This is a genomic window from Bradyrhizobium sp. SZCCHNR1098, assembly GCF_032489375.1.
Lineage (GTDB): Bacteria > Pseudomonadota > Alphaproteobacteria > Rhizobiales > Xanthobacteraceae > Bradyrhizobium.
The window spans coordinates 700,533-717,866 of the sequence record NZ_JAUEXY010000001.1 but is presented as its reverse complement, the minus strand read 5'-3'; the positions used below and the strand labels follow the sequence as shown (position 1 = coordinate 717,866).

Sequence of the window (17,334 nt, the reverse complement as noted above, 5' to 3'; positions counted from 1 at the left end):
CCGTGCTGTGCGTTGGCCCGGACAACGGCGCAGGCGACAGTTTGGTTGCGGCGGGAGGGCGAATGGCAAATCGGGAGTAGCGAATAGGGGTCGAGGTTGGTCGCCACCTGCGTTCCCTACTCGCTACTCCCTATTCGCCCCTTTCCCTTGACTCGTCAGCCGACCCGGCTATAAGCACCCGATAGACCGGCGCGGGTGTTCTCGCGCCGTTTGTCGTTGCGCGTATCCGGCGGGTGTTGAGCCCAAGGGCGCGACGCCGGTCCCGATCGGGCCGGACTTCATGAACCATAACGACTGAACAAGAAGCCGACCCGGGGCCATGGTGCTTCGAGGCCGGGATCGAACACGAAGGATGAGAACGATGTTCGCAGTCATCAAGACCGGCGGCAAGCAATACCGCGTCGCCCCGGATGATGTGCTCGAGATTGGCAAGATCGACGGTGAGCCCGGTACGATCGTGCAGCTGAACGAAGTGCTGGTGGTCGGTGGCGACACCCCGGTGCTGGGCGTGCCCGCCGTGGCCGGTGCGTCCGTGGCCGTCGAGGTGCTCGACCACAAGCGCGGCCCCAAGGTCATCGCGTTCAAGAAGCGCCGCCGCAAGAATTCGCGCCGCAAGCGCGGCTACCGGGACGAGCTGACGCTGATCCGCGTCAGCGAAATCCTGACCGGCAACGCCAAGCCGACCAAGGGCCCGCGGCCGAAGAAGGCCAAGGCGGAAGCCCCGGCGGCCGACGCCGCCGAGTAAGCGTGCCGGCGCGATTGCCGCGCCGCATTGGCTTGAACCCTCATCGCGCGGATTTTTCGTCCGCGCCCAGCAAATGTGAATGATCCCTTGGCGGAATCGCGCTAAAGGTGATCGCGAGATCGGAGACGAGCGATGGCTCATAAAAAGGCAGGCGGTTCATCCCGCAACGGACGCGACTCCAAGGGCAAGCGCCTCGGCATCAAGGCGTTCGGCGGCGAGCGCGTGATTCCCGGCAACATCATTGCGCGTCAGCGCGGCACGACCTGGCACCCCGGCCTCAACGTCGGCATGGGCACGGACCACACCCTGTTCGCCAAGATCGAGGGCGTCGTCGAGTTCCATGACCGGGCCAACCGCACGTTCATTTCGGTGCGGCCGGTAGCCGCCCAGGCTGCCGAATAGAATAACGGTGGAACAACATGCGTCCGCCGGGTCCTGATGAACCGGCGGAGCGCCAGATGGCTCCAGGGGAGGCGGGACAACCGGCCTCCCCTTTTCTTTTTCGCTGATCAGTTGATCCCGAAGCGTCGATGGAGCCCGACATGCTGCAGGACATCACGACTCCCACCTTGCGCGAGGCGAGACCTTGCGTCCTCGAGACCCCCCGGCTGACGCTGCGTGCGCCGGTGCTCGCGGACGTGACTGCCATCGCCCGGCTCGCCGACGACCGTGTTATCGCCGAGAACACCCGCCGCCTGCCGCACCCGTATTCGGAGGTCGACGCCGCCCGTTTCGTGCGCGCGCTGGCGGAGCAGGCAGGCGAGACCGCCTTCCTGATCGAACACCTGGACACGCCGATCGGCATGGTTGGCATCAACCGTCCTGCGCAAGGGCGGGCCGAGCTCGGCTACTGGCTCGGCGTCGATCATTGGGGCCGCGGCTTCGGCACCGAGGCGGCGCGCGCCACGATCGACTATTTCTTCGAGGAGGGCGATGAGAACGTGCTGATCGGGCACGCCCGTGTCAACAATCCTGGTTCGCGCAACATCCTCGAAAAGTGCGGCTTCCAATGGACCGGCGTCGAGCTGCACCGCTTCGAGGTGCTCGGCTCGTCCGCCCCGGTCGACGCCTTCCGCCTCACCCGCGGTGTCTGGGGGTCGCTGAAGGCCTGGGCCAACGCGGGACGGCGGAACTAGGCCGGGCCACCCTCCCCTGGAGGGTGGCACCTCAGGCCGGCGGATTCACCGCACCCTGTCCCTGCCCCAGGCTTCGTTCCCGCAAGTAGATGTACAGCCCCGCGCCGATGATGATGGTGGCGCCGACGATCGTCGCGGGATGCGGCACGTCGCCGAACACGACGAAGCCGAACAGCACGGCCCAGACGATCATCGTGTACTGATAGGGCACGACCACTGAGGCCGGCGCGAGCTTCAGCGAGCGGTTGACGCAGAACAGCGCGGTCACCGAGATGATGCCGGCGGCCGCGAACATCACCAGGCTGCCGGGCGTCGGCGTCACCCAGCCGAACGAGGACATCGCCGCGCCGAGCAGGAAGGTCCCGACGAATTGCGACGACGCCATCACGATGTCCGGCGTTGCGCGCAGGCTGCGCGTGATCAGCATCAGCACCGCGAACGACAGACTGCCGCCGAGCGCAATCAGGGCCGGCAGGCTGAAGGTCTGCGCCGAGGGCCGCAGCGCGATCAGCACGCCGCAGAAGCCGATCAGGATCGCGGTCCAGCGTCGCCAGCCGACATGCTCGCGCAGCACCAGCGCAGACAGCGCGGTGACGAAGATGGGACCTGCGAGATAGTAGGTGATGACGTCGGCGAGCGGCAGATAGACGGTGGCGAGAAAGAACGCCGCGACCTCGAGCGTCGACAGGATCACGCGCACCAGCTGTAGCCAGGGACGCTCGAGCTGCAGAAAGGCGACCCGGTTGCGCCAGATGAATGGCGCGAGCAGCAGCAGCGCCGCACAGGCGCGCAGCCACAGCAGTTGGCCGACGGCATAGGTCGACACCAGGAACTTGCCCAAGGCATCGCCGAACGAGAACATCGAAATCGACAGCAGCATCAGGCCGATGCCGGCCAGCCGCGCCGATCGTACATCGTTTTGGACGGAGATCCGGGAGAGGAGGGTCATTGCGCAATGGGCTGGTTGTTCTGGCTGAAGCCCGGGTGCGATATGGTCGCGGTATCCCGGCCTTCATTTCTTCATCGGCTCGTTTAGGAGTCGTGAGCGCGCGCGACAAGCCCTCGGCGGGAAGATGCGCAAACACAGGCGCCGATCACAAGATCACGATTAAGCGAGCCGGGGTTCCGGCGCACCACACTCGCCCGGGCCTCATACTGCAGCTTCTTTTCGATCCGGTTCTTCAACCTGCGATTTTGCTGAACCATTCGGGCGCTCGGCAAAACCCATCATATGCAGTTGCATTTGGGACGAGGCGCTCCGAATCTGACGCGCGATGGCGGCTCTAGAAGCGGTTCGAGTATCTGGTCATGCCAACGCAGCATATCCCCATACCCACATTCGTCGGCAGCAGGGCAGCGCCGGCACCGCATCGCTTGCACCCGCGCGACATCTCGGCTGGCCGCCGCGTCATGAAACAGGGCGTGCGCCCGTTTCGAGTCCAATATGAGCAGTGATGCAGAGGGCAAGAACGAGCTGGATCTCCGGGCGGAACCGCCCGCGATGGGGAATGCTGCGGCAAGTCTGGTGCTGCAGCAGACCGTGGTGCTGTTGGTCGATGTGGTCGAATCCGTGCGCCTGATGAGCGCGCATGAGGCTGCTACCGTTCAGCGCTGGACCGAACTCATCCGCCTGATCGCGTCGGAAATATTGCCCCGGCATCAGGGCACTCTTGTGAAAAGCCTTGGCGACGGCTTGCTTGCTCGTTTCGAGACCGTCAGGGATGCCGTGAATGCCGTTGCCGAGATGCATCGAGCGGCGGCTGCGCAGAACGCCGGGCTCCCGGATGATCGACATCTTCACTTGCGTGCGGGCATCAACGCCGCAATGGCTTGGAGCGATGGCGTCGACATCTACGGGACCGGCGTCAACCTTGCGGCACGGCTGGCAACTCTGGCCGGACCCGGCGAGACGATCGCAAGCGCATCGGCGCAGGAGGAGCTCGCTGCCGCTCTGGCTAGCCTCGCCAGCCCAGGCGAGACGATCGGGAGCGCCGCCGCGCGTGACGAATTGACGCATGGCGTCGACGCGGTCTGCGAAGATCTCGGCAACTGCGTTTTGAAGCACTTTGACAGGCCGGTTCGAGCATACCGCGTCGGTCCGCCGGGGCCGCAGCCGAGCATCGCCGGGAGGCGCGACTACGGAGCGGCGATGCAGCCGAGCATTGCGGTGATTCCATTCGCAGCCCGAACCGAGGCGCCTGGGCTCGTGGACGTCGGCAACCTGATCGCCGACGGCGTGATCTGGCGCCTGTCGAAGTCTGCGAATCTCAAGGTGATCTCGCGGCTTTCGACCGCCGTGTTCCGCGGTCGGACCAGCGACCTTGGCCAGGTCTCGGCGCATCTGGGTGCGGCCTACGTCCTCAGTGGAGCCTATGTGGCCAACGGCAGCCAGATCATGGTGACTGCTGAGCTCTCCGCCGCCCGCGACGATCAGGTGATCTGGACGGATCGGCTCAGCGGATCCGTCGAGGATTTGCTTCGGCCCGAAAGCGAGATGGCCGATCGCATCGCACGAGCCGTACACTTCGCCGTGTTCGACGCCGAGGTCGACCATATCCTGACCCAGCCGCTGCCGACGCTCGAGAGCTACTCGCTCCTGCTCGGCGCAATCAAGCTCATGCACAGGTCCACCAGGGAAGAGTTTCTCCAGACACGCAATATCCTCGAGGAGCTGATCAACCGGCACGGCCGTATTGCGGCCCCGCGCGCCTGGCTCGGCCACTGGTACATCCTGCGACTGACACGAGGCTGGTCTGAGGACCGCACCCGCGACGCAGCCGAGGCCCTGGCGACGACCCATGCCGCGCTTGATCGCGACCCGTCCGACGCGCTCGCGCTCGCAGCCGAGGGGTTCGTCTACTGTCATCTGTTCAAGGACCTCGACATGGCGCGCAGGCGTTGCGAGGCGGCCGTCCTCGCAAACCCCAGCCACGCGCTCGGCTGGCTGTTCCTTGGGACGGTCGACGCATTCAAGGGTGACGGTGCCGCTGCAGTGCACGAGACCCAGCGCGCCATGGAGCTCTCGCCGCTTGATCCGATGCGCTATTACTTCGAGTCGCTCAGCGCGACGGCTGCACTTTCCGCTCATGACTATGCCACCGCTGAAAGACTTGCGCGCTCATCGCTGGCACTCAACCGCATGCACCCCTCGACGTGGCGAGCCTTGACCATTGCGCTCGTGCTGCAGGGCCGAATGGAGGAGGCCCGATCGACACTAACGAAGGTGCGGGAGGTCGACCCGACGCTGACGGTCGAAACCTATCTTGCCCGCATGCCGAACGCTCAGCTCGAAACCGGTCGGGAATGGGCGCGCTGTCTGGCGTTAGCCGGCCTGCCATCCGGTAACGGCAACTCCAAGCGGCATTGAGGACGAAAAGGATCCGGGCGTGTGAACTGGTCGACAGCTGAGTGAGTATCGCCCGGCGAACTGCAACTGAAAGGACGACCCTACCATTGTGAGCTGACTCAATCATAGGAGGCGGACATGGGCCAACTGGGCGGCGCAGGTGGTGCCGGCGGAGCGGGCGGAGCAGGCGGCGCGGGTGGCGCGGGTGGTGCCGGTGGCGTCGGCGGCGCGGGCGGTGCCGTACTCGGCACGCTTGGCGATGTCTATGCCAATCCGGTGATGGTCGATGCATTGATCCATGTGCGCGAGGGCAGCATCGTCACCGAAAAACCGCTCGTGCTTTATGAGCCGGCGCTCCCGGTCATCGATGACCCCGCCCAAATGGAGCGCTGGGAGGCGTGGGTTCGCGCCTATGTTGCTATCGGAGAGATGCTGCAAGGCATCACCTTCCAGGGCATCACGGCAAACTCTCAACCGTCAAGCTCTGACGCCTTCCAGATATGGTCGTCCGTATCCGGACAGAGATCGCTGATCGCCGAAATTCAGCGGCCGGCACAAACCACCTTCGAACAGCAGATCCCCCTGGTCCTCAGTTGGGCCGAACTGCGCAACGAGCGCGCCACGGAAATCCTGGCGCAGATCGATCCGCAGTTCGCTTTCTGGGCATCGATCGTCTACCTCCATGCCGAGCGGACGCGGCGCACATTCGAACTCATCAACATGGTGCTGCAATTTTGCGTCTACGTGGAGATGCGCGTCAAGCACGCGCTGGGCTGCTACCGTCCGGTCGAATACAACGCCGAGGTCCAGCCGATGATCACGACCCCGGGGCATGGAAGCTTCCCGATGGGGCACGCGACGCAGACCTATGCGGTCACCTACGTGTTGAAGCAGTTGCTGAAGCTTGATCCGACGCGGCACAAATGGGTCATCGATCAGCTCGATCGCGTGTGTGCCCGGATCACGACCAACCGCGTCATCGCCGGCGTCCACTTTCCGGCTGACAGCATGGCGGGACGCATGCTGGGCGTCGCCCTGGGCGAGTACTTTGTCGGGCGTTGCGATGGGGACGAGACGAGCCAGCCCTTCATGAAGCGGACCTTCCTTGCGGCAGGAATCGACCAATACCCGACGACGGATTTCAATCCGTTCAACACCACGATCGTCCCGGCCCAGGATCTCGACCAGGGTCCGTTCTACTTCTCGCAATCTGCCGGCGTGAACGTCACCCAGTCCCCTCTGATGCATCACGTCTGGTGTGAGGCTCAAGCGGAGTGGAAGGGCAGATTTGGCGTTCCGAGCTACCCATAATTCATGCGGAGAGCGAGCCATGGCCGAGCCCGGGGCGCCCAAGAACTATCCGAGATGCTTCGATCCCTATCTCCGATACGCGATCTCGACGGAATTCAAGAACTTCGAGGAAAACCTCCAGGAAAAATGGGATCGTTTCGACGATGACAAATACAGGCTCCTGCTCCTGATCGAGCTGAAAGAGGCTGGAACGGCCGCAGATTTCGCGAAAGTGGCGGGCCAGCTGGAACCAACCCAGCCCGAGTTCGCCACGACAAAGTACGGCATCGAACTCGCGCCTTATGCGGCAGACTCGCGGTACCTGACGATGCGCTGCCGCGCGAGTGCGGTGCTGGATAGCGCATTGCACGAGTCCGTCTGGGGCAATTATGTCAACCGGGTCGCGTTATCCTTGCCGGTCAAACCGTCATCTCCCAAGTCATTCCAAAAGAGTGCGCCCATCCGCCACCGCTTCAAGGAAGGTAAGGAGGCGCCAGGACCGCTTCTGATCGGCATGCTGGACGATGGCTGCCCGTTTTCTGCGGCGCGCTTCCTAAGAACCAGCGGCCCACTGAGCACGCGGGTCCGAGCCATCTGGGATCAGAACCAGAATAAGCAGCCGGTCGCGATCGGAACGCGCAAGTTCGGAATGGAGCTCACCGACTTTGCCTACGGTCTCGAGTACCGACGCGATTTCGCCGCCGGCATAGAGCCGCAGCAGATCGGACTCGACGATTGGATCTCGCTGCACGCGACAGCTACCGATGGCGTCGACGAGGATGGCTGTTACGCAGCCGCCGGGTTCACGACCCTCGCACGCCGGGACTCGCATGGGGGCCATGTCATGGACGTCCTGGCGGGGCCTGTTCCGATTTCCTCTCGTATCGGCCCGTCGAAACCAGGCAAGGACCGCCGCGATCCGCCGAGTTGGACACCTGGTCGCCCCTCGACTGATCCTGCGTGCGACGCTGACGTCGTGTTCGTGCAATTCTCCGATGAATGTATCCGGGATGCGACTGGCGTGTGGCTGAAGACCTATGTCGTCCAGGGCATCCAGTACATTCTGTCGTTTGCAGACCCGGTCAAGACCAGGAACGTGATCATCAGCCTCAGCTACGGTCCGACCACCGGACCGCATGACGGCACGGCAGAACTCGAGAGCGCCTTGTCGGCTCTGGTTGCTGAATACAACGGCAAGAACAACAAGCCGAAGCTCGACATCGTGCTCTCCGCCGGCAACGCCTATCTCAGCGACGGTCACGTCGTCTTCACCAGCGACAGCGAGCAGCCCGAGCACGTCGAATGGATCTGGCGTTTGCCGCCGGACAATACCGTGCTGGTCTTTGCAGAGATCTGGATGGAGGACGATGAGGCCCAGGGAGTCACCGTCACCTTGACGTCGCCGAGCGGCAAAGTTCAGCTGACATCAGGCTGTGCTGTCATCGGAACAACGCTTCCGAAGCCGGGCGGCACCACCCCTCAGCTGATCGGCCCGATCGTCTGGGGCAAAGACAGGATGTGGCTGCTCGAAGTCGGCCCGACCGTGGTGAGGCCAGAAGATCAGGCCAGCAACGAGCACGGCGACTGGACCATCAAGGTCGACGGCATTCCCGAAAACGCCGAAATGCACGCCTATGTGGCGCGCACCGATCCGAACATGGGCGCGCGCACGGGGGCCAAGCGCTCGCATTTTGTCGATTCCAACTGGGAGCAAACCCGGTCGGCTGGGGCCAGTTGCACGCGCATCGACGGGGAGTTCGATCGGACCGGATCGCTGTTGGATCGGTTTGGGACGCTGAACGGGATCGCAACCGGCAAGAAGCACCGGGTCCATGTTGCAGGCGGGTACGTGGTGGCGGATGGCCGCAAGACGCCTTATTCATCGGCGGGCCGGCCCCGCGGCGGCCACCGCATCGGTCCGGATTACGTGCTGCCCTGTGACGAAGACAACGCCCTCACCGGAATCCGTGCCGGGGGTAACCGGAGCGGCGCCGTCCTGCGCCTGATCGGGACGAGCACTGCGGCTCCGCAACTCGCGCGCCAATTTGCGAGATTGCGCGGCGGCTTGGCTTTGCCTCAGCCCACCGCCGTCCCGTCCCCGAACGACATCGCGGAGATCGCAAAGAGGGGCGGCGGCGATCTCGAGCCGCCGTAGCGGCAGGTCGTCGCGGTGCTGCGCGAGCGGCCTTCGGCCCTGACCGGGGCGGGAATCTTGAGCTTTTCCGCGCGATCCGCGGCGGTTTGAGTTGCCCCGGAGGCCCGCCTCGCCTACCTAGAGCCCTATGAAATTCCTCGATGAAGCCAAGGTCTATGTGCGCTCCGGCGACGGCGGCAACGGTTGCGTTGCGTTCCGGCGCGAGAAGTTCATCGAGTTCGGCGGCCCGAACGGCGGCAATGGCGGCCGCGGCGGCGACGTCGTGATTGAGGCCGTCGACGGCCTCAACACCCTGATCGACTACCGCTACCAGCAGCATTTCAAGGCCCAGAGGGGCGGAAACGGGTCCGGCAAGGACTGTCATGGCGCCGGCGGCAAGTCGGTGGTGCTCAAGGTTCCAGTCGGCACCCAGATCTTCGACGAGGACCGGGAGACGCTGATCCACGACTTTACCGCGGTCGGCGAGCGCTTCGTGCTGGCCCAGGGCGGCAATGGCGGCTTTGGCAACGCGCATTTCAAGTCGCCGACCAACCGGGCGCCGCGCCACGCCAATCCCGGCCAGCCCGGCGAGGAGCGCTGGATCTGGCTGCGTATGAAGCTGATCGCCGACGCCGGCCTGGTCGGCCTGCCCAATGCCGGCAAGTCGACCTTCCTGTCCAAGGTCTCGGCCGCCAAGCCGAAGATCGCCGACTATCCGTTCACCACGCTCCATCCACAGCTCGGCGTCGTGAACGCCGACGGCCGCGAGTTCGTGCTGGCCGACATTCCCGGCCTGATCGAGGGCGCGCATGAGGGCGCCGGCCTCGGCGACCGTTTCCTCGGCCATGTCGAGCGCTGCCGTGTGCTGCTGCACTTGGTCGACGCCACCTGCGAGCATGCCGGCAAGGCCTACAAGACGGTGCGGCACGAGCTGGAAGCCTATGGCGGCGAGCTGACCGACAAGGTGGAGATCGTCGCGCTGAACAAGATCGATGCGGTCGACCCGGACGAGCTGAAGAAGCAGAGGGACCGGCTGAAGCGCGCCGCCAAGAAGACGCCGCTGTTGATCTCCGGCACCACCGGCGAGGGCGTCAAGGAAGCGCTGCGCAAGCTCGCCGACGTGGTCGGCGAACAGCCGGTGTCCCTCAAGGCCAAGAGCACGACCGAGAGCGCGGCGACCGAGGAGCCATGGGCGGCCCCAACGTCACCGCAGGGCTGAACTGAAGCCAACCTTGCCTCGCAGGCCCTCGCTTGCGACACTCGCCGCCATCCATCAACACTTGAGCCCCGTCCCGTGGGACCGCGTGTCAGCCACGCACCTCTCATCACGATGCGAGGGCTCGAACCGACCCTGTTCACGCCATGGCACCCCGTCTCGAAAATTTCCGCCGCATCGTCGTCAAGGTCGGCTCGTCGCTGCTGGTCGATTCCGAGGCCGGCGAGGTGCGCGCCTCCTGGCTCACAGCGCTGGCCGCCGACATCGCCAGGCTGCACAGCCGCGGCTGCGAGCTGCTGGTCGTGTCCTCAGGCTCGATCGCGCTCGGCCGCAGCCGGTTGAAACTGCCGCGCGGACCGCTGAAGCTGGAGGAGAGCCAGGCGGCCGCCGCGGTCGGCCAGATCGCGCTGGCGCGGACCTGGTCGGAGGTGCTCGGCGCCCACGGCGTCAGTGCCGGCCAGATCCTGGTGACGCTGCAGGACACCGAGGAGCGCCGGCGCTATCTCAACGCCCGTTCGACCATCGCCAAGCTCCTGGAATGGCGCGCAGTGCCGGTCATCAACGAGAACGACACGGTTGCGACGGCCGAGATCCGCTATGGCGACAATGATCGCCTCGCCGCCCGTGTCGCGACCATGGCGAGCGCCGATCTGCTGGTACTGCTGTCCGATATCGACGGCCTCTACACCGCGCCGCCCGCGCAGGATCCGAATGCGCGACTGATCCCCGTGGTCGAGAGCATCACCGCCGACATCGAGGCCATGGCCGGCAGCGCCGCCTCGGAGTTTTCGCGCGGCGGCATGCGCACGAAGATCGAAGCCGCCAAGATCGCCACCACAGGCGGCACCCACATGCTGATTGCGTCCGGCAAGATCGAGCATCCGCTGCGGGCGATCGCCGATGGCGGCCGCTGCACCTGGTTCCTGACGCCAGCGAACCCGGTCACCGCGCGAAAACGCTGGATCGCGGGCTCGCTGGAGCCGAAGGGCACGCTGACGATCGATGCCGGCGCAGTGACCGCACTGCGCGCCGGAAAGAGCCTGCTGCCGGCCGGCGTCATCCGTGTCGACGGCCAGTTCGCCCGCGGCGATGCCGTCGTGGTGCGCGGCCCCGACACCCATGAGATCGGCCGCGGCCTCGTCGCCTACGACGCCGATGATGCCGAGCGGATCAAGGGTCGCTCGTCGCCGGACGTGGCCATCATCCTCGGCGTCTCCGGCCGCGCCGAGATGATCCATCGCGACGACCTGGTCATCGGCCCGGCGGGCGCCGGCCCAGCCTGAGGCCAAGGCACCGGCGTTCGCAAACGGCCTCGTTCCGTGCTACTGGAGAGCCTTAGTTCAAGGTTGAAAAGCCCATGACCGCGCCTTTGAAAGCCATCGACGGCAGCGCCGATCTGCCCGCCCTGATGAACGACCTCGCCAAGCGCGCCCGTGCGGCCGCCCGCGTGCTGTCGCTGGCGCCGGCCGAGCAGAAGAACCGCGCGCTGGAGGCGATGGAGCGGCGGATCCGCGCCCGCACTGAAGCGATCATCGCCGCCAATGCCGAGGACGTTGCCGAGGCCAAGGCGGCCGGCATGACCTCGTCCTTCCTCGATCGCCTCACCCTGACCCCGGCCCGCGTCGCCGCGATGGCCGACGGCATCGCCGTGGTACGCGGCGTCGCCGATCCGGTTGGCGTCGTGACCGAGAGCTGGCAGCGGCCGAATGGGATGACCATCGAGCGCGTACGGGTGCCGCTCGGCGTCATTGCCGTGATCTTCGAAAGTCGTCCCAATGTGGCGGCCGATGCCGGCGTGCTGTGCCTGAAGTCCGGCAATGCGGTGATCCTGCGCGGCGGCTCGGACTCATTCCGCTCCTGCCGCGCCATCCATGAATGTATGGTCGAAGGCCTGCGCGAGGCGGGCCTGCCGGAGGCTGCGATCACGCTGGTGCCGACGCGCGATCGCGCCGCAGTCGGCCTGCTGCTGTCCGGCCTGAACGGCGGCGTTGACGTCATCGTGCCGCGCGGCGGCAAGAGCCTCGTCGCCCGCGTCGAGGCCGAGGCGCGCGTGCCGGTGTTCGCGCATCTCGAAGGCGTCAACCACGTCTATGTCGACGGCGCCGCCGATCTCGAGATGGCCAAGTCGATCGTGCTGAACGCCAAGATGCGCCGCACCGGCGTCTGCGGCGCGGCGGAGACGCTGCTGGTCGATCGCGCCAGCGCCGACAAGATCAAGCCGCTGGTCGACATGCTGATTGGCGCCGGCTGCGAGGTGCGGGGCGACGATGCGGTGCGGGCGGCCGATGCGCGGGTAAAGCCGGCCAGCAACGAGGATTGGGACACCGAATATCTCGACGCGATCATCGCCGCCAAGGTCGTCGACGGCGTGGAGGGTGCGATCGCCCACATCCACGCGCACGGCTCGCACCACACCGACGCGATCGTCACCGACGACAGCGCCGCGGCCGACAAGTTCCTCAACGAGGTCGACTCGGCCATCGTCTTGCACAATGCCTCGACCCAGTTCGCCGACGGTGGCGAGTTCGGCTTTGGCGCCGAGATCGGCATCGCCACGGGCAAGTTCCATGCGCGCGGGCCGGTCGGGGTCGAGCAGCTGACGAGCTTCAAATACCGCATTCACGGCAGTGGTCAGACGCGGCCATGACCGCCGCATCCTGTGGTTGAGTTACACGAGCAGCAGGCGGGGGCCGCCGTGACCGACGCCACAGCCATGCGGCCTGCGATCCGCCAGGCGCTGCCGCCCTACAGCGACGGCATGCGCATCGGCCTGCTCGGCGGCTCGTTCAACCCGCCGCACCAGGCGCATCGCGCGATCAGCCTGTTCGCGCTGAAGCGGCTGCAGCTCGACCGTGTCTGGTGGCTGGTGACGCCGGGCAATCCGCTCAAGAACAATGGCGGGCTGCATGCGCTGGCCGAGCGCGCCGAGGCGGCGCGCAAAGTCGCCGCCGATCCGCGCATCGAGATCAGCTGTCTCGAATCCGTCATTGGCACCCGCTACACTGCCGACACGATCGATTATCTGCGCCGGCGCGCCTCCCGCCTGCGCTTCGTGTGGATCATGGGCGCCGACAATCTCGCGCAGTTCCATCGCTGGCAAAAGTGGCAGCACATCGCGGCCCAGGTTCCGATGGCCGTGGTCGATCGTCCGCCCCGCAGCTTCCGCGCCCTGAACGCGCCCGCCGCACGCGCCCTGGCGCGGTATCGCATTCCCGAAGCGCAGGCCAGCCGTCTCGCCGACAGCGCCGCGCCAGCCTGGGTCTACCTCACCGGCCTCAAGCTCAGCCTGTCGTCGACGGGCCTGAGGAACCCGGACGGCAGTTGGAAGTCGTTCTGAACAGCCGCGCTCGCTGTCGCGCGGCATCGGATGTGCATGGAACTTGCCGTCCCGTTACGGTCCGAAGCGGGGCGGCCGGTCGAGAATGTCGGGCCGGGCAGTCGGGGCACTGGATTGTTGAAACCGTTAACCCCACATGCCTAGTATGGTCAGCAGGCCGGGTTGGATTCGGCCTGCGATACAGTGAAAGGAATGGTCCCTGACCACATCTGTATTGTCCCAGTCGGCCTTACCCAAGACGAAGGCAACGACGACCAAGTCGGCCACTGCCAAGTCAGCGCGTAAGACGTCGACCCGAGATGCGGCCTTGCAGGCGCAACCCGACGCCGACAAGACCCTGCGCACCATCCTCTCCCGCCTCGAAGACATGAAGGCGGAGGAGACGGTCACGATCAATCTTCACGGCAAATCGGCGTATTCCGACTACATGGTCATCACCACGGGCCGCTCGAACCGGCACGTCGGGTCGATCGCGGAAAACGTCGCCAAGGGCCTGAAGGAAGCCGGCACCAAGAAACTCCACATCGAGGGCCTGCCCAATTGCGATTGGGTGCTGATCGATTCCGGCGACGTGATCGTGCACGTGTTCAGACCCGAGGTTCGCGAGTTCTACAATCTCGAGCGATTGTGGACTCAAGGGCCGAACCCGGCGAAGACGGTCTAGGCGGTCCCACGCCGCGCCGGATGCGAATCGTGCGGCGCACGTGCTAGTCCGTGCGCATGCGCCTGATCGTGGTCGCCATCGGCCGGTTGAAGCAGGGTCCCGAGCGGGAGCTCGCGGAGCGCTACCGCGGGCGTTTTGATGACATCGGCCGCAAGCTCGGCTTTCGCGGCCTCGACATTCATGAGATTCCGGAAAGCCGCGCCCGCGACGCGGCAACGCGCATCGCCGAGGAGGCCGCCGCGATGTCGGCGGCAATCCCGGACAAGTCCGTACTCGTGTGTCTCGACGAGCGTGGCCAGAACGTCGACAGCACAACCTTTGCGGGTTATCTCGGCCGCTGGCGGGACGAAGGCATTCCGGCCGCCGTCTTCGCAATCGGCGGCGCCGACGGACTTTCGCCCGAATTACGGCGCAGAGCCAAGCTTGGGGTTGCGTTCGGCGCTGCGACCTGGCCGCACCAGATCGTCCGCGTCCTGCTGCTCGAGCAGATTTACCGTACTGCTACGATCCTGGCCGGTCACCCCTATCACCGCGCTTGAATAGGGGACGATGGGAGCACAATAAGGACCTCGATGTTCGCTGCGCGGCCCCTCTCCCGTTCCTCAAGAACCGTCCGCAGCGGCCGGTTGTGCCGCGCGTCGCTGGTCGCGCTGCTGATCGTCGTTCCCGGTCTGCCGGCGACGGCGCAGACCGGACTTCGGCCTTCCCTCGCCGGTACCGCCTCACCGACACCGGCGACACCCGAGCAGTTGAAGCAGCGCGAGCAGGAGCTCGAGGCCGCCCGCGCGGCCCAGAAGGCCGCCGCCGAGGCCCAGGAGCGCCTGAAGGCCGACATCGCCGCGCTCGGCGAGGATCGCGGCAAGCTCAATCAGCAGCTGATCGACGTCGCCGCGCAGGTGCGCAGCGTCGAGGTGCGGGTTGGTGAGGCCGAAACGCGACTGCGCGGGCTCGACGGCCGCGAGCAGGATCTGCGCACCTCGCTGGAGGCGCGGCGCACCGAGATCATCGAGGTTCTGGCTGCGCTGCAGCGCGCCGGCCGCCGCACGCCGCCGGCCCTGCTCGTCCGTCCCGAGGATGCGCTGCAGTCGCTGCGGACCGCCATGCTGCTGGGCGCTGTGATCCCGGAGATGCGTGGCCGCGCTGAAAAGCTCTCGACCGATCTCGGCGAGCTCGTCGCCATCCGCAAGACGATCGCCAGCGAACGCGACAAGCTCGCCGGCGACCGCGACAGGCTGCGTACCGATCAGACCCGTCTCGCGGCCCTGGTGGAGGAACGCCAGCGCAAGCAGAGCTCGGCCGAGAAGGACATGGAAGCCGAAAGCGCGCGCGCGGCTGTGCTGGCCCAGCAGATCGACTCGCTGCAAGGGCTGATCACGACGATGGAGCTCGATCTCAAGAGCGCCGCCAAGGCCGCGTCGACGGCAAGCCTGCAGGGCGTGCCGGTCAACAGCAAGCCGGACGCGAATGCGCTGCGCAACCCGGGCCGCAAGGCGCCCGCGATCGCGTTCGCCTCGACCAAGGGCATGCTGACGTTTCCCGTCAACGGCACCAAGATTCGCGAATTTGGCGCGTCGGACGGCGCCGGGGGCTCCGATAAAGGCATTTCTTTGGCAGCCCGGCCGGGCGCTCAGGTCACAACCCCGTGTGATGGCTGGGTTGTGTATGCGGGTCCCTTCCGCAGCTACGGACAACTCTTGATCCTCAACGCCGGTGGCGGGTATCATGTCCTGATCGCCGGGATGGAGCGCATTTCCGTCAACATCGGGCAGTTTGTTCAGACGGGAGAACCGGTCGCGACCATGGGTAACTCGTCCCAGGTCGCCTCCATTCTCGCTACCAACGCGAGTCAACCAGTGCTCTATGTCGAGTTCCGTAAGGACGGCACTCCAATCGATCCAGGCCCATGGTGGGCCGCAAATGAAGGCGAAAAGGTACGCGGATGATGCGTAAGACTTCGGTAATTCTCCTGAGCGCGGCCACCGGTGCGGCATTGACCCTGTTCGTCTCGCAACCGCGCGCGGTGTTGATGGGATCGACGGCGCGCGCCGCGACCGCCGATACCTATCGCCAGCTCAATCTGTTCGGCGACGTGTTCGAGCGCGTGCGCAGCGATTATGTCGAGAAGCCCGACGATTCGAAGCTGGTCGAGTCCGCGATCAGCGGCATGCTCTCGGGCCTTGATCCGCATTCGAGCTACATGGATGCGAAGAGCTTCCGCGACATGCAGGTGCAGACCCGCGGCGAGTTCGGAGGCCTCGGCATCGAGGTGACGATGGAAGACGGCCTGATCAAGGTGGTGTCGCCGATCGACGATACGCCGGCCTCGAAGGCGGGCATCCAGGCCAACGACATCATCACCAATCTCGACGACGAAGCCGTGCAGGGCCTGACCCTCAACCAGGCGGTCGAGAAGATGCGCGGCCCGGTCGGCACCAAGATCAAGCTGAAGGTCGTGCGCAAGGGCGCCGACAATCCGCTCGACGTGACGCTGACCCGCGACAACATCCGCGTCCGCTCGGTGCGCTCGCGCACCGAGAGCGACGACATCGCCTATGTCCGCATCACCACCTTCAACGAGCAGACCACCGAGGGCCTGAAGAAGAGCATCGCCGACCTGCAGAACCAGATCGGTGACAAGCTGAAGGGCTACATCATCGACCTGCGCAACAATCCGGGCGGCCTGCTCGAGGAGGCGGTCACCGTCTCCGACGCGTTCCTGGAGCGCGGCGAGATCGTCTCGACCCGCGGCCGCAATGCCGAGGAGACGCAGCGCCGTGCGGCGCATGCCGGCGACCTCACCAAGGGCAAGCCGGTCATCGTGCTGATCAATGGCGGCTCGGCTTCGGCGTCGGAGATCGTGGCCGGCGCGCTGCAGGACCACAAGCGCGCGACCCTGGTCGGCACCCGCTCGTTCGGCAAGGGCTCGGTGCAGACCATCATCCCGCTCGGCGCCGGCAATGGCGCGCTGCGGCTGACCACCGCGCGCTACTACACGCCGTCGGGCAAGTCGATCCAGGCCAAGGGCATCGTGCCCGACATCGAGGTGCTGCAGGACGTGCCGGATGAACTGAAGTCGCGCACCGACACCAAGGGCGAGGCTTCGCTGCGCGGCCATCTGAAGAACGACGGCGACGAGAAGACCGGCTCGCAATCCTACGTGCCGCCGGACGCCAAGGACGACAAGGCGCTCAAAATGGCCGCCGACCTCCTCCACGGCATCAAGAACAGCGCCAACACGCCGGCGCCGACCGAGAAGGCCGCGGCCGACAAGCCGGCCAAGGCTGCGAACTGAGAGGCTGCGAACTAGGCGGAAGCCGACAGACGCGCATCGGGTTTGAAGGGCGGCCTCCGGGCCGCCCTTTCCTTTTCTCTTTGGCTTCTTGCTTTCCCGCTCCGCCGATCTACGGGCTTTGGGAGACTGGCCCTGCGTCCGAATCCTCGCCGTGGTATCGTCGACCCGATTGAT

15 protein-coding genes are annotated in these 17,334 nt (G+C 65.7%); 14 read left to right on the top strand and 1 reads right to left on the bottom strand.

Translation table 11 applies throughout. The features are described from left to right. The first annotated feature begins 361 nt into the window (after window positions 1-361). The 3 genes from rplU to QX135_RS03270 all read left to right on the top strand — a co-directional run bounded on the left by rplU (window position 362) and on the right by QX135_RS03270 (window position 1,881). The gene (gene rplU / locus QX135_RS03280) at window positions 362-745 is read left to right on the top strand and encodes a 50S ribosomal protein L21 (RefSeq protein ID WP_315757168.1); all 384 of its coding nucleotides are present in this window, start codon (window positions 362-364) and stop codon (window positions 743-745) included. A 132-nt stretch (window positions 746-877) separates the two neighbouring features. Further along, a complete protein-coding gene (gene rpmA, locus QX135_RS03275) occupies window positions 878-1,147 on the top strand; it encodes a 50S ribosomal protein L27 (RefSeq protein WP_008961804.1) in 270 nt (89 codons plus the stop codon). Between the two features lie 140 nt (window positions 1,148-1,287). Next, entirely contained in the window at window positions 1,288-1,881 is a 594-nt protein-coding gene (locus tag QX135_RS03270) for a GNAT family N-acetyltransferase (protein WP_315777272.1), read from the top strand. Between the two features lie 31 nt (window positions 1,882-1,912). On the opposite strand, the gene QX135_RS03265 is transcribed toward QX135_RS03270, so the two are convergent. Further along, window positions 1,913-2,830: a DMT family transporter gene (locus tag QX135_RS03265; protein ID WP_316178887.1), complete on the bottom strand. Its 918-nt coding sequence runs from the start codon at window positions 2,828-2,830 to the stop codon at window positions 1,913-1,915. A gap of 495 nt (window positions 2,831-3,325) precedes the next feature. On the opposite strand from QX135_RS03265, the gene QX135_RS03260 reads away from it, so the two are divergent. The 11 genes from QX135_RS03260 to QX135_RS03210 all read left to right on the top strand — a co-directional run bounded on the left by QX135_RS03260 (window position 3,326) and on the right by QX135_RS03210 (window position 17,160). Then, window positions 3,326-5,248: an adenylate/guanylate cyclase domain-containing protein gene (locus QX135_RS03260; protein WP_316178885.1), complete on the top strand. Its 1,923-nt coding sequence runs from the start codon at window positions 3,326-3,328 to the stop codon at window positions 5,246-5,248. A 117-nt stretch (window positions 5,249-5,365) separates the two neighbouring features. Then, entirely contained in the window at window positions 5,366-6,538 is a 1,173-nt protein-coding gene (locus QX135_RS03255) for a phosphatase PAP2 family protein (RefSeq protein WP_316178883.1), read from the top strand. A gap of 19 nt (window positions 6,539-6,557) precedes the next feature. Next, on the top strand, window positions 6,558-8,672 hold the full coding sequence (locus tag QX135_RS03250) for a hypothetical protein (RefSeq protein WP_315797876.1): 2,115 nt from the start codon (window positions 6,558-6,560) through the stop codon (window positions 8,670-8,672). Between the two features lie 127 nt (window positions 8,673-8,799). Further along, complete coding sequence (gene obgE / locus QX135_RS03245; protein WP_316178881.1) at window positions 8,800-9,870, top strand: GTPase ObgE; 1,071 nt, start codon at window positions 8,800-8,802, stop codon at window positions 9,868-9,870. 143 nt (window positions 9,871-10,013) lie between these two features. Then, window positions 10,014-11,150 carry a glutamate 5-kinase gene (gene proB, locus QX135_RS03240; RefSeq protein WP_315740731.1) on the top strand — a complete coding sequence of 379 codons (1,137 nt, stop codon included), beginning with the start codon at window positions 10,014-10,016 and terminating at the stop codon, window positions 11,148-11,150. A 74-nt stretch (window positions 11,151-11,224) separates the two neighbouring features. Then, the gene (locus QX135_RS03235; protein ID WP_316178879.1) at window positions 11,225-12,514 is read left to right on the top strand and encodes a glutamate-5-semialdehyde dehydrogenase; all 1,290 of its coding nucleotides are present in this window, start codon (window positions 11,225-11,227) and stop codon (window positions 12,512-12,514) included. A gap of 66 nt (window positions 12,515-12,580) precedes the next feature. Next, on the top strand, window positions 12,581-13,204 hold the full coding sequence (locus QX135_RS03230) for a nicotinate-nucleotide adenylyltransferase (protein ID WP_315757270.1): 624 nt from the start codon (window positions 12,581-12,583) through the stop codon (window positions 13,202-13,204). Between the two features lie 307 nt (window positions 13,205-13,511). Then, entirely contained in the window at window positions 13,512-13,868 is a 357-nt protein-coding gene (rsfS, locus tag QX135_RS03225) for a ribosome silencing factor (RefSeq protein ID WP_315740729.1), read from the top strand. A gap of 56 nt (window positions 13,869-13,924) precedes the next feature. Next, window positions 13,925-14,407 carry a 23S rRNA (pseudouridine(1915)-N(3))-methyltransferase RlmH gene (gene rlmH, locus QX135_RS03220; RefSeq protein ID WP_315740728.1) on the top strand — a complete coding sequence of 161 codons (483 nt, stop codon included), beginning with the start codon at window positions 13,925-13,927 and terminating at the stop codon, window positions 14,405-14,407. 33 nt (window positions 14,408-14,440) lie between these two features. Continuing rightward, window positions 14,441-15,811 carry a murein hydrolase activator EnvC family protein gene (locus tag QX135_RS03215; protein ID WP_316178877.1) on the top strand — a complete coding sequence of 457 codons (1,371 nt, stop codon included), beginning with the start codon at window positions 14,441-14,443 and terminating at the stop codon, window positions 15,809-15,811. Next, window positions 15,808-17,160: a S41 family peptidase gene (locus QX135_RS03210; protein ID WP_315740726.1), complete on the top strand. Its 1,353-nt coding sequence runs from the start codon at window positions 15,808-15,810 to the stop codon at window positions 17,158-17,160. The genes QX135_RS03215 and QX135_RS03210 overlap by 4 nt, the downstream gene beginning before the upstream one ends. The last annotated feature ends 174 nt before the right edge of the window (window positions 17,161-17,334 follow it).

Coding starts and splice junctions, on each gene's coding strand:
- rplU (WP_315757168.1), top strand. CDS start 362: ATGTTCGCAGTCATCAAGACCGGCGGCAAGCAATACCGCGTCGCCCCG.
- QX135_RS03265 (WP_316178887.1), bottom strand. CDS start 2,830: ATGACCCTCCTCTCCCGGATCTCCGTCCAAAACGATGTACGATCGGCG.
- QX135_RS03230 (WP_315757270.1), top strand. CDS start 12,581: ATGCGGCCTGCGATCCGCCAGGCGCTGCCGCCCTACAGCGACGGCATG.
- proB (WP_315740731.1), top strand. CDS start 10,014: ATGGCACCCCGTCTCGAAAATTTCCGCCGCATCGTCGTCAAGGTCGGC.
- obgE (WP_316178881.1), top strand. CDS start 8,800: ATGAAATTCCTCGATGAAGCCAAGGTCTATGTGCGCTCCGGCGACGGC.
- QX135_RS03215 (WP_316178877.1), top strand. CDS start 14,441: ATGTTCGCTGCGCGGCCCCTCTCCCGTTCCTCAAGAACCGTCCGCAGC.
- rpmA (WP_008961804.1), top strand. CDS start 878: ATGGCTCATAAAAAGGCAGGCGGTTCATCCCGCAACGGACGCGACTCC.
- QX135_RS03260 (WP_316178885.1), top strand. CDS start 3,326: ATGAGCAGTGATGCAGAGGGCAAGAACGAGCTGGATCTCCGGGCGGAA.
- QX135_RS03270 (WP_315777272.1), top strand. CDS start 1,288: ATGCTGCAGGACATCACGACTCCCACCTTGCGCGAGGCGAGACCTTGC.
- QX135_RS03210 (WP_315740726.1), top strand. CDS start 15,808: ATGATGCGTAAGACTTCGGTAATTCTCCTGAGCGCGGCCACCGGTGCG.
- QX135_RS03250 (WP_315797876.1), top strand. CDS start 6,558: ATGGCCGAGCCCGGGGCGCCCAAGAACTATCCGAGATGCTTCGATCCC.
- QX135_RS03235 (WP_316178879.1), top strand. CDS start 11,225: ATGACCGCGCCTTTGAAAGCCATCGACGGCAGCGCCGATCTGCCCGCC.
- rlmH (WP_315740728.1), top strand. CDS start 13,925: ATGCGCCTGATCGTGGTCGCCATCGGCCGGTTGAAGCAGGGTCCCGAG.
- QX135_RS03255 (WP_316178883.1), top strand. CDS start 5,366: ATGGGCCAACTGGGCGGCGCAGGTGGTGCCGGCGGAGCGGGCGGAGCA.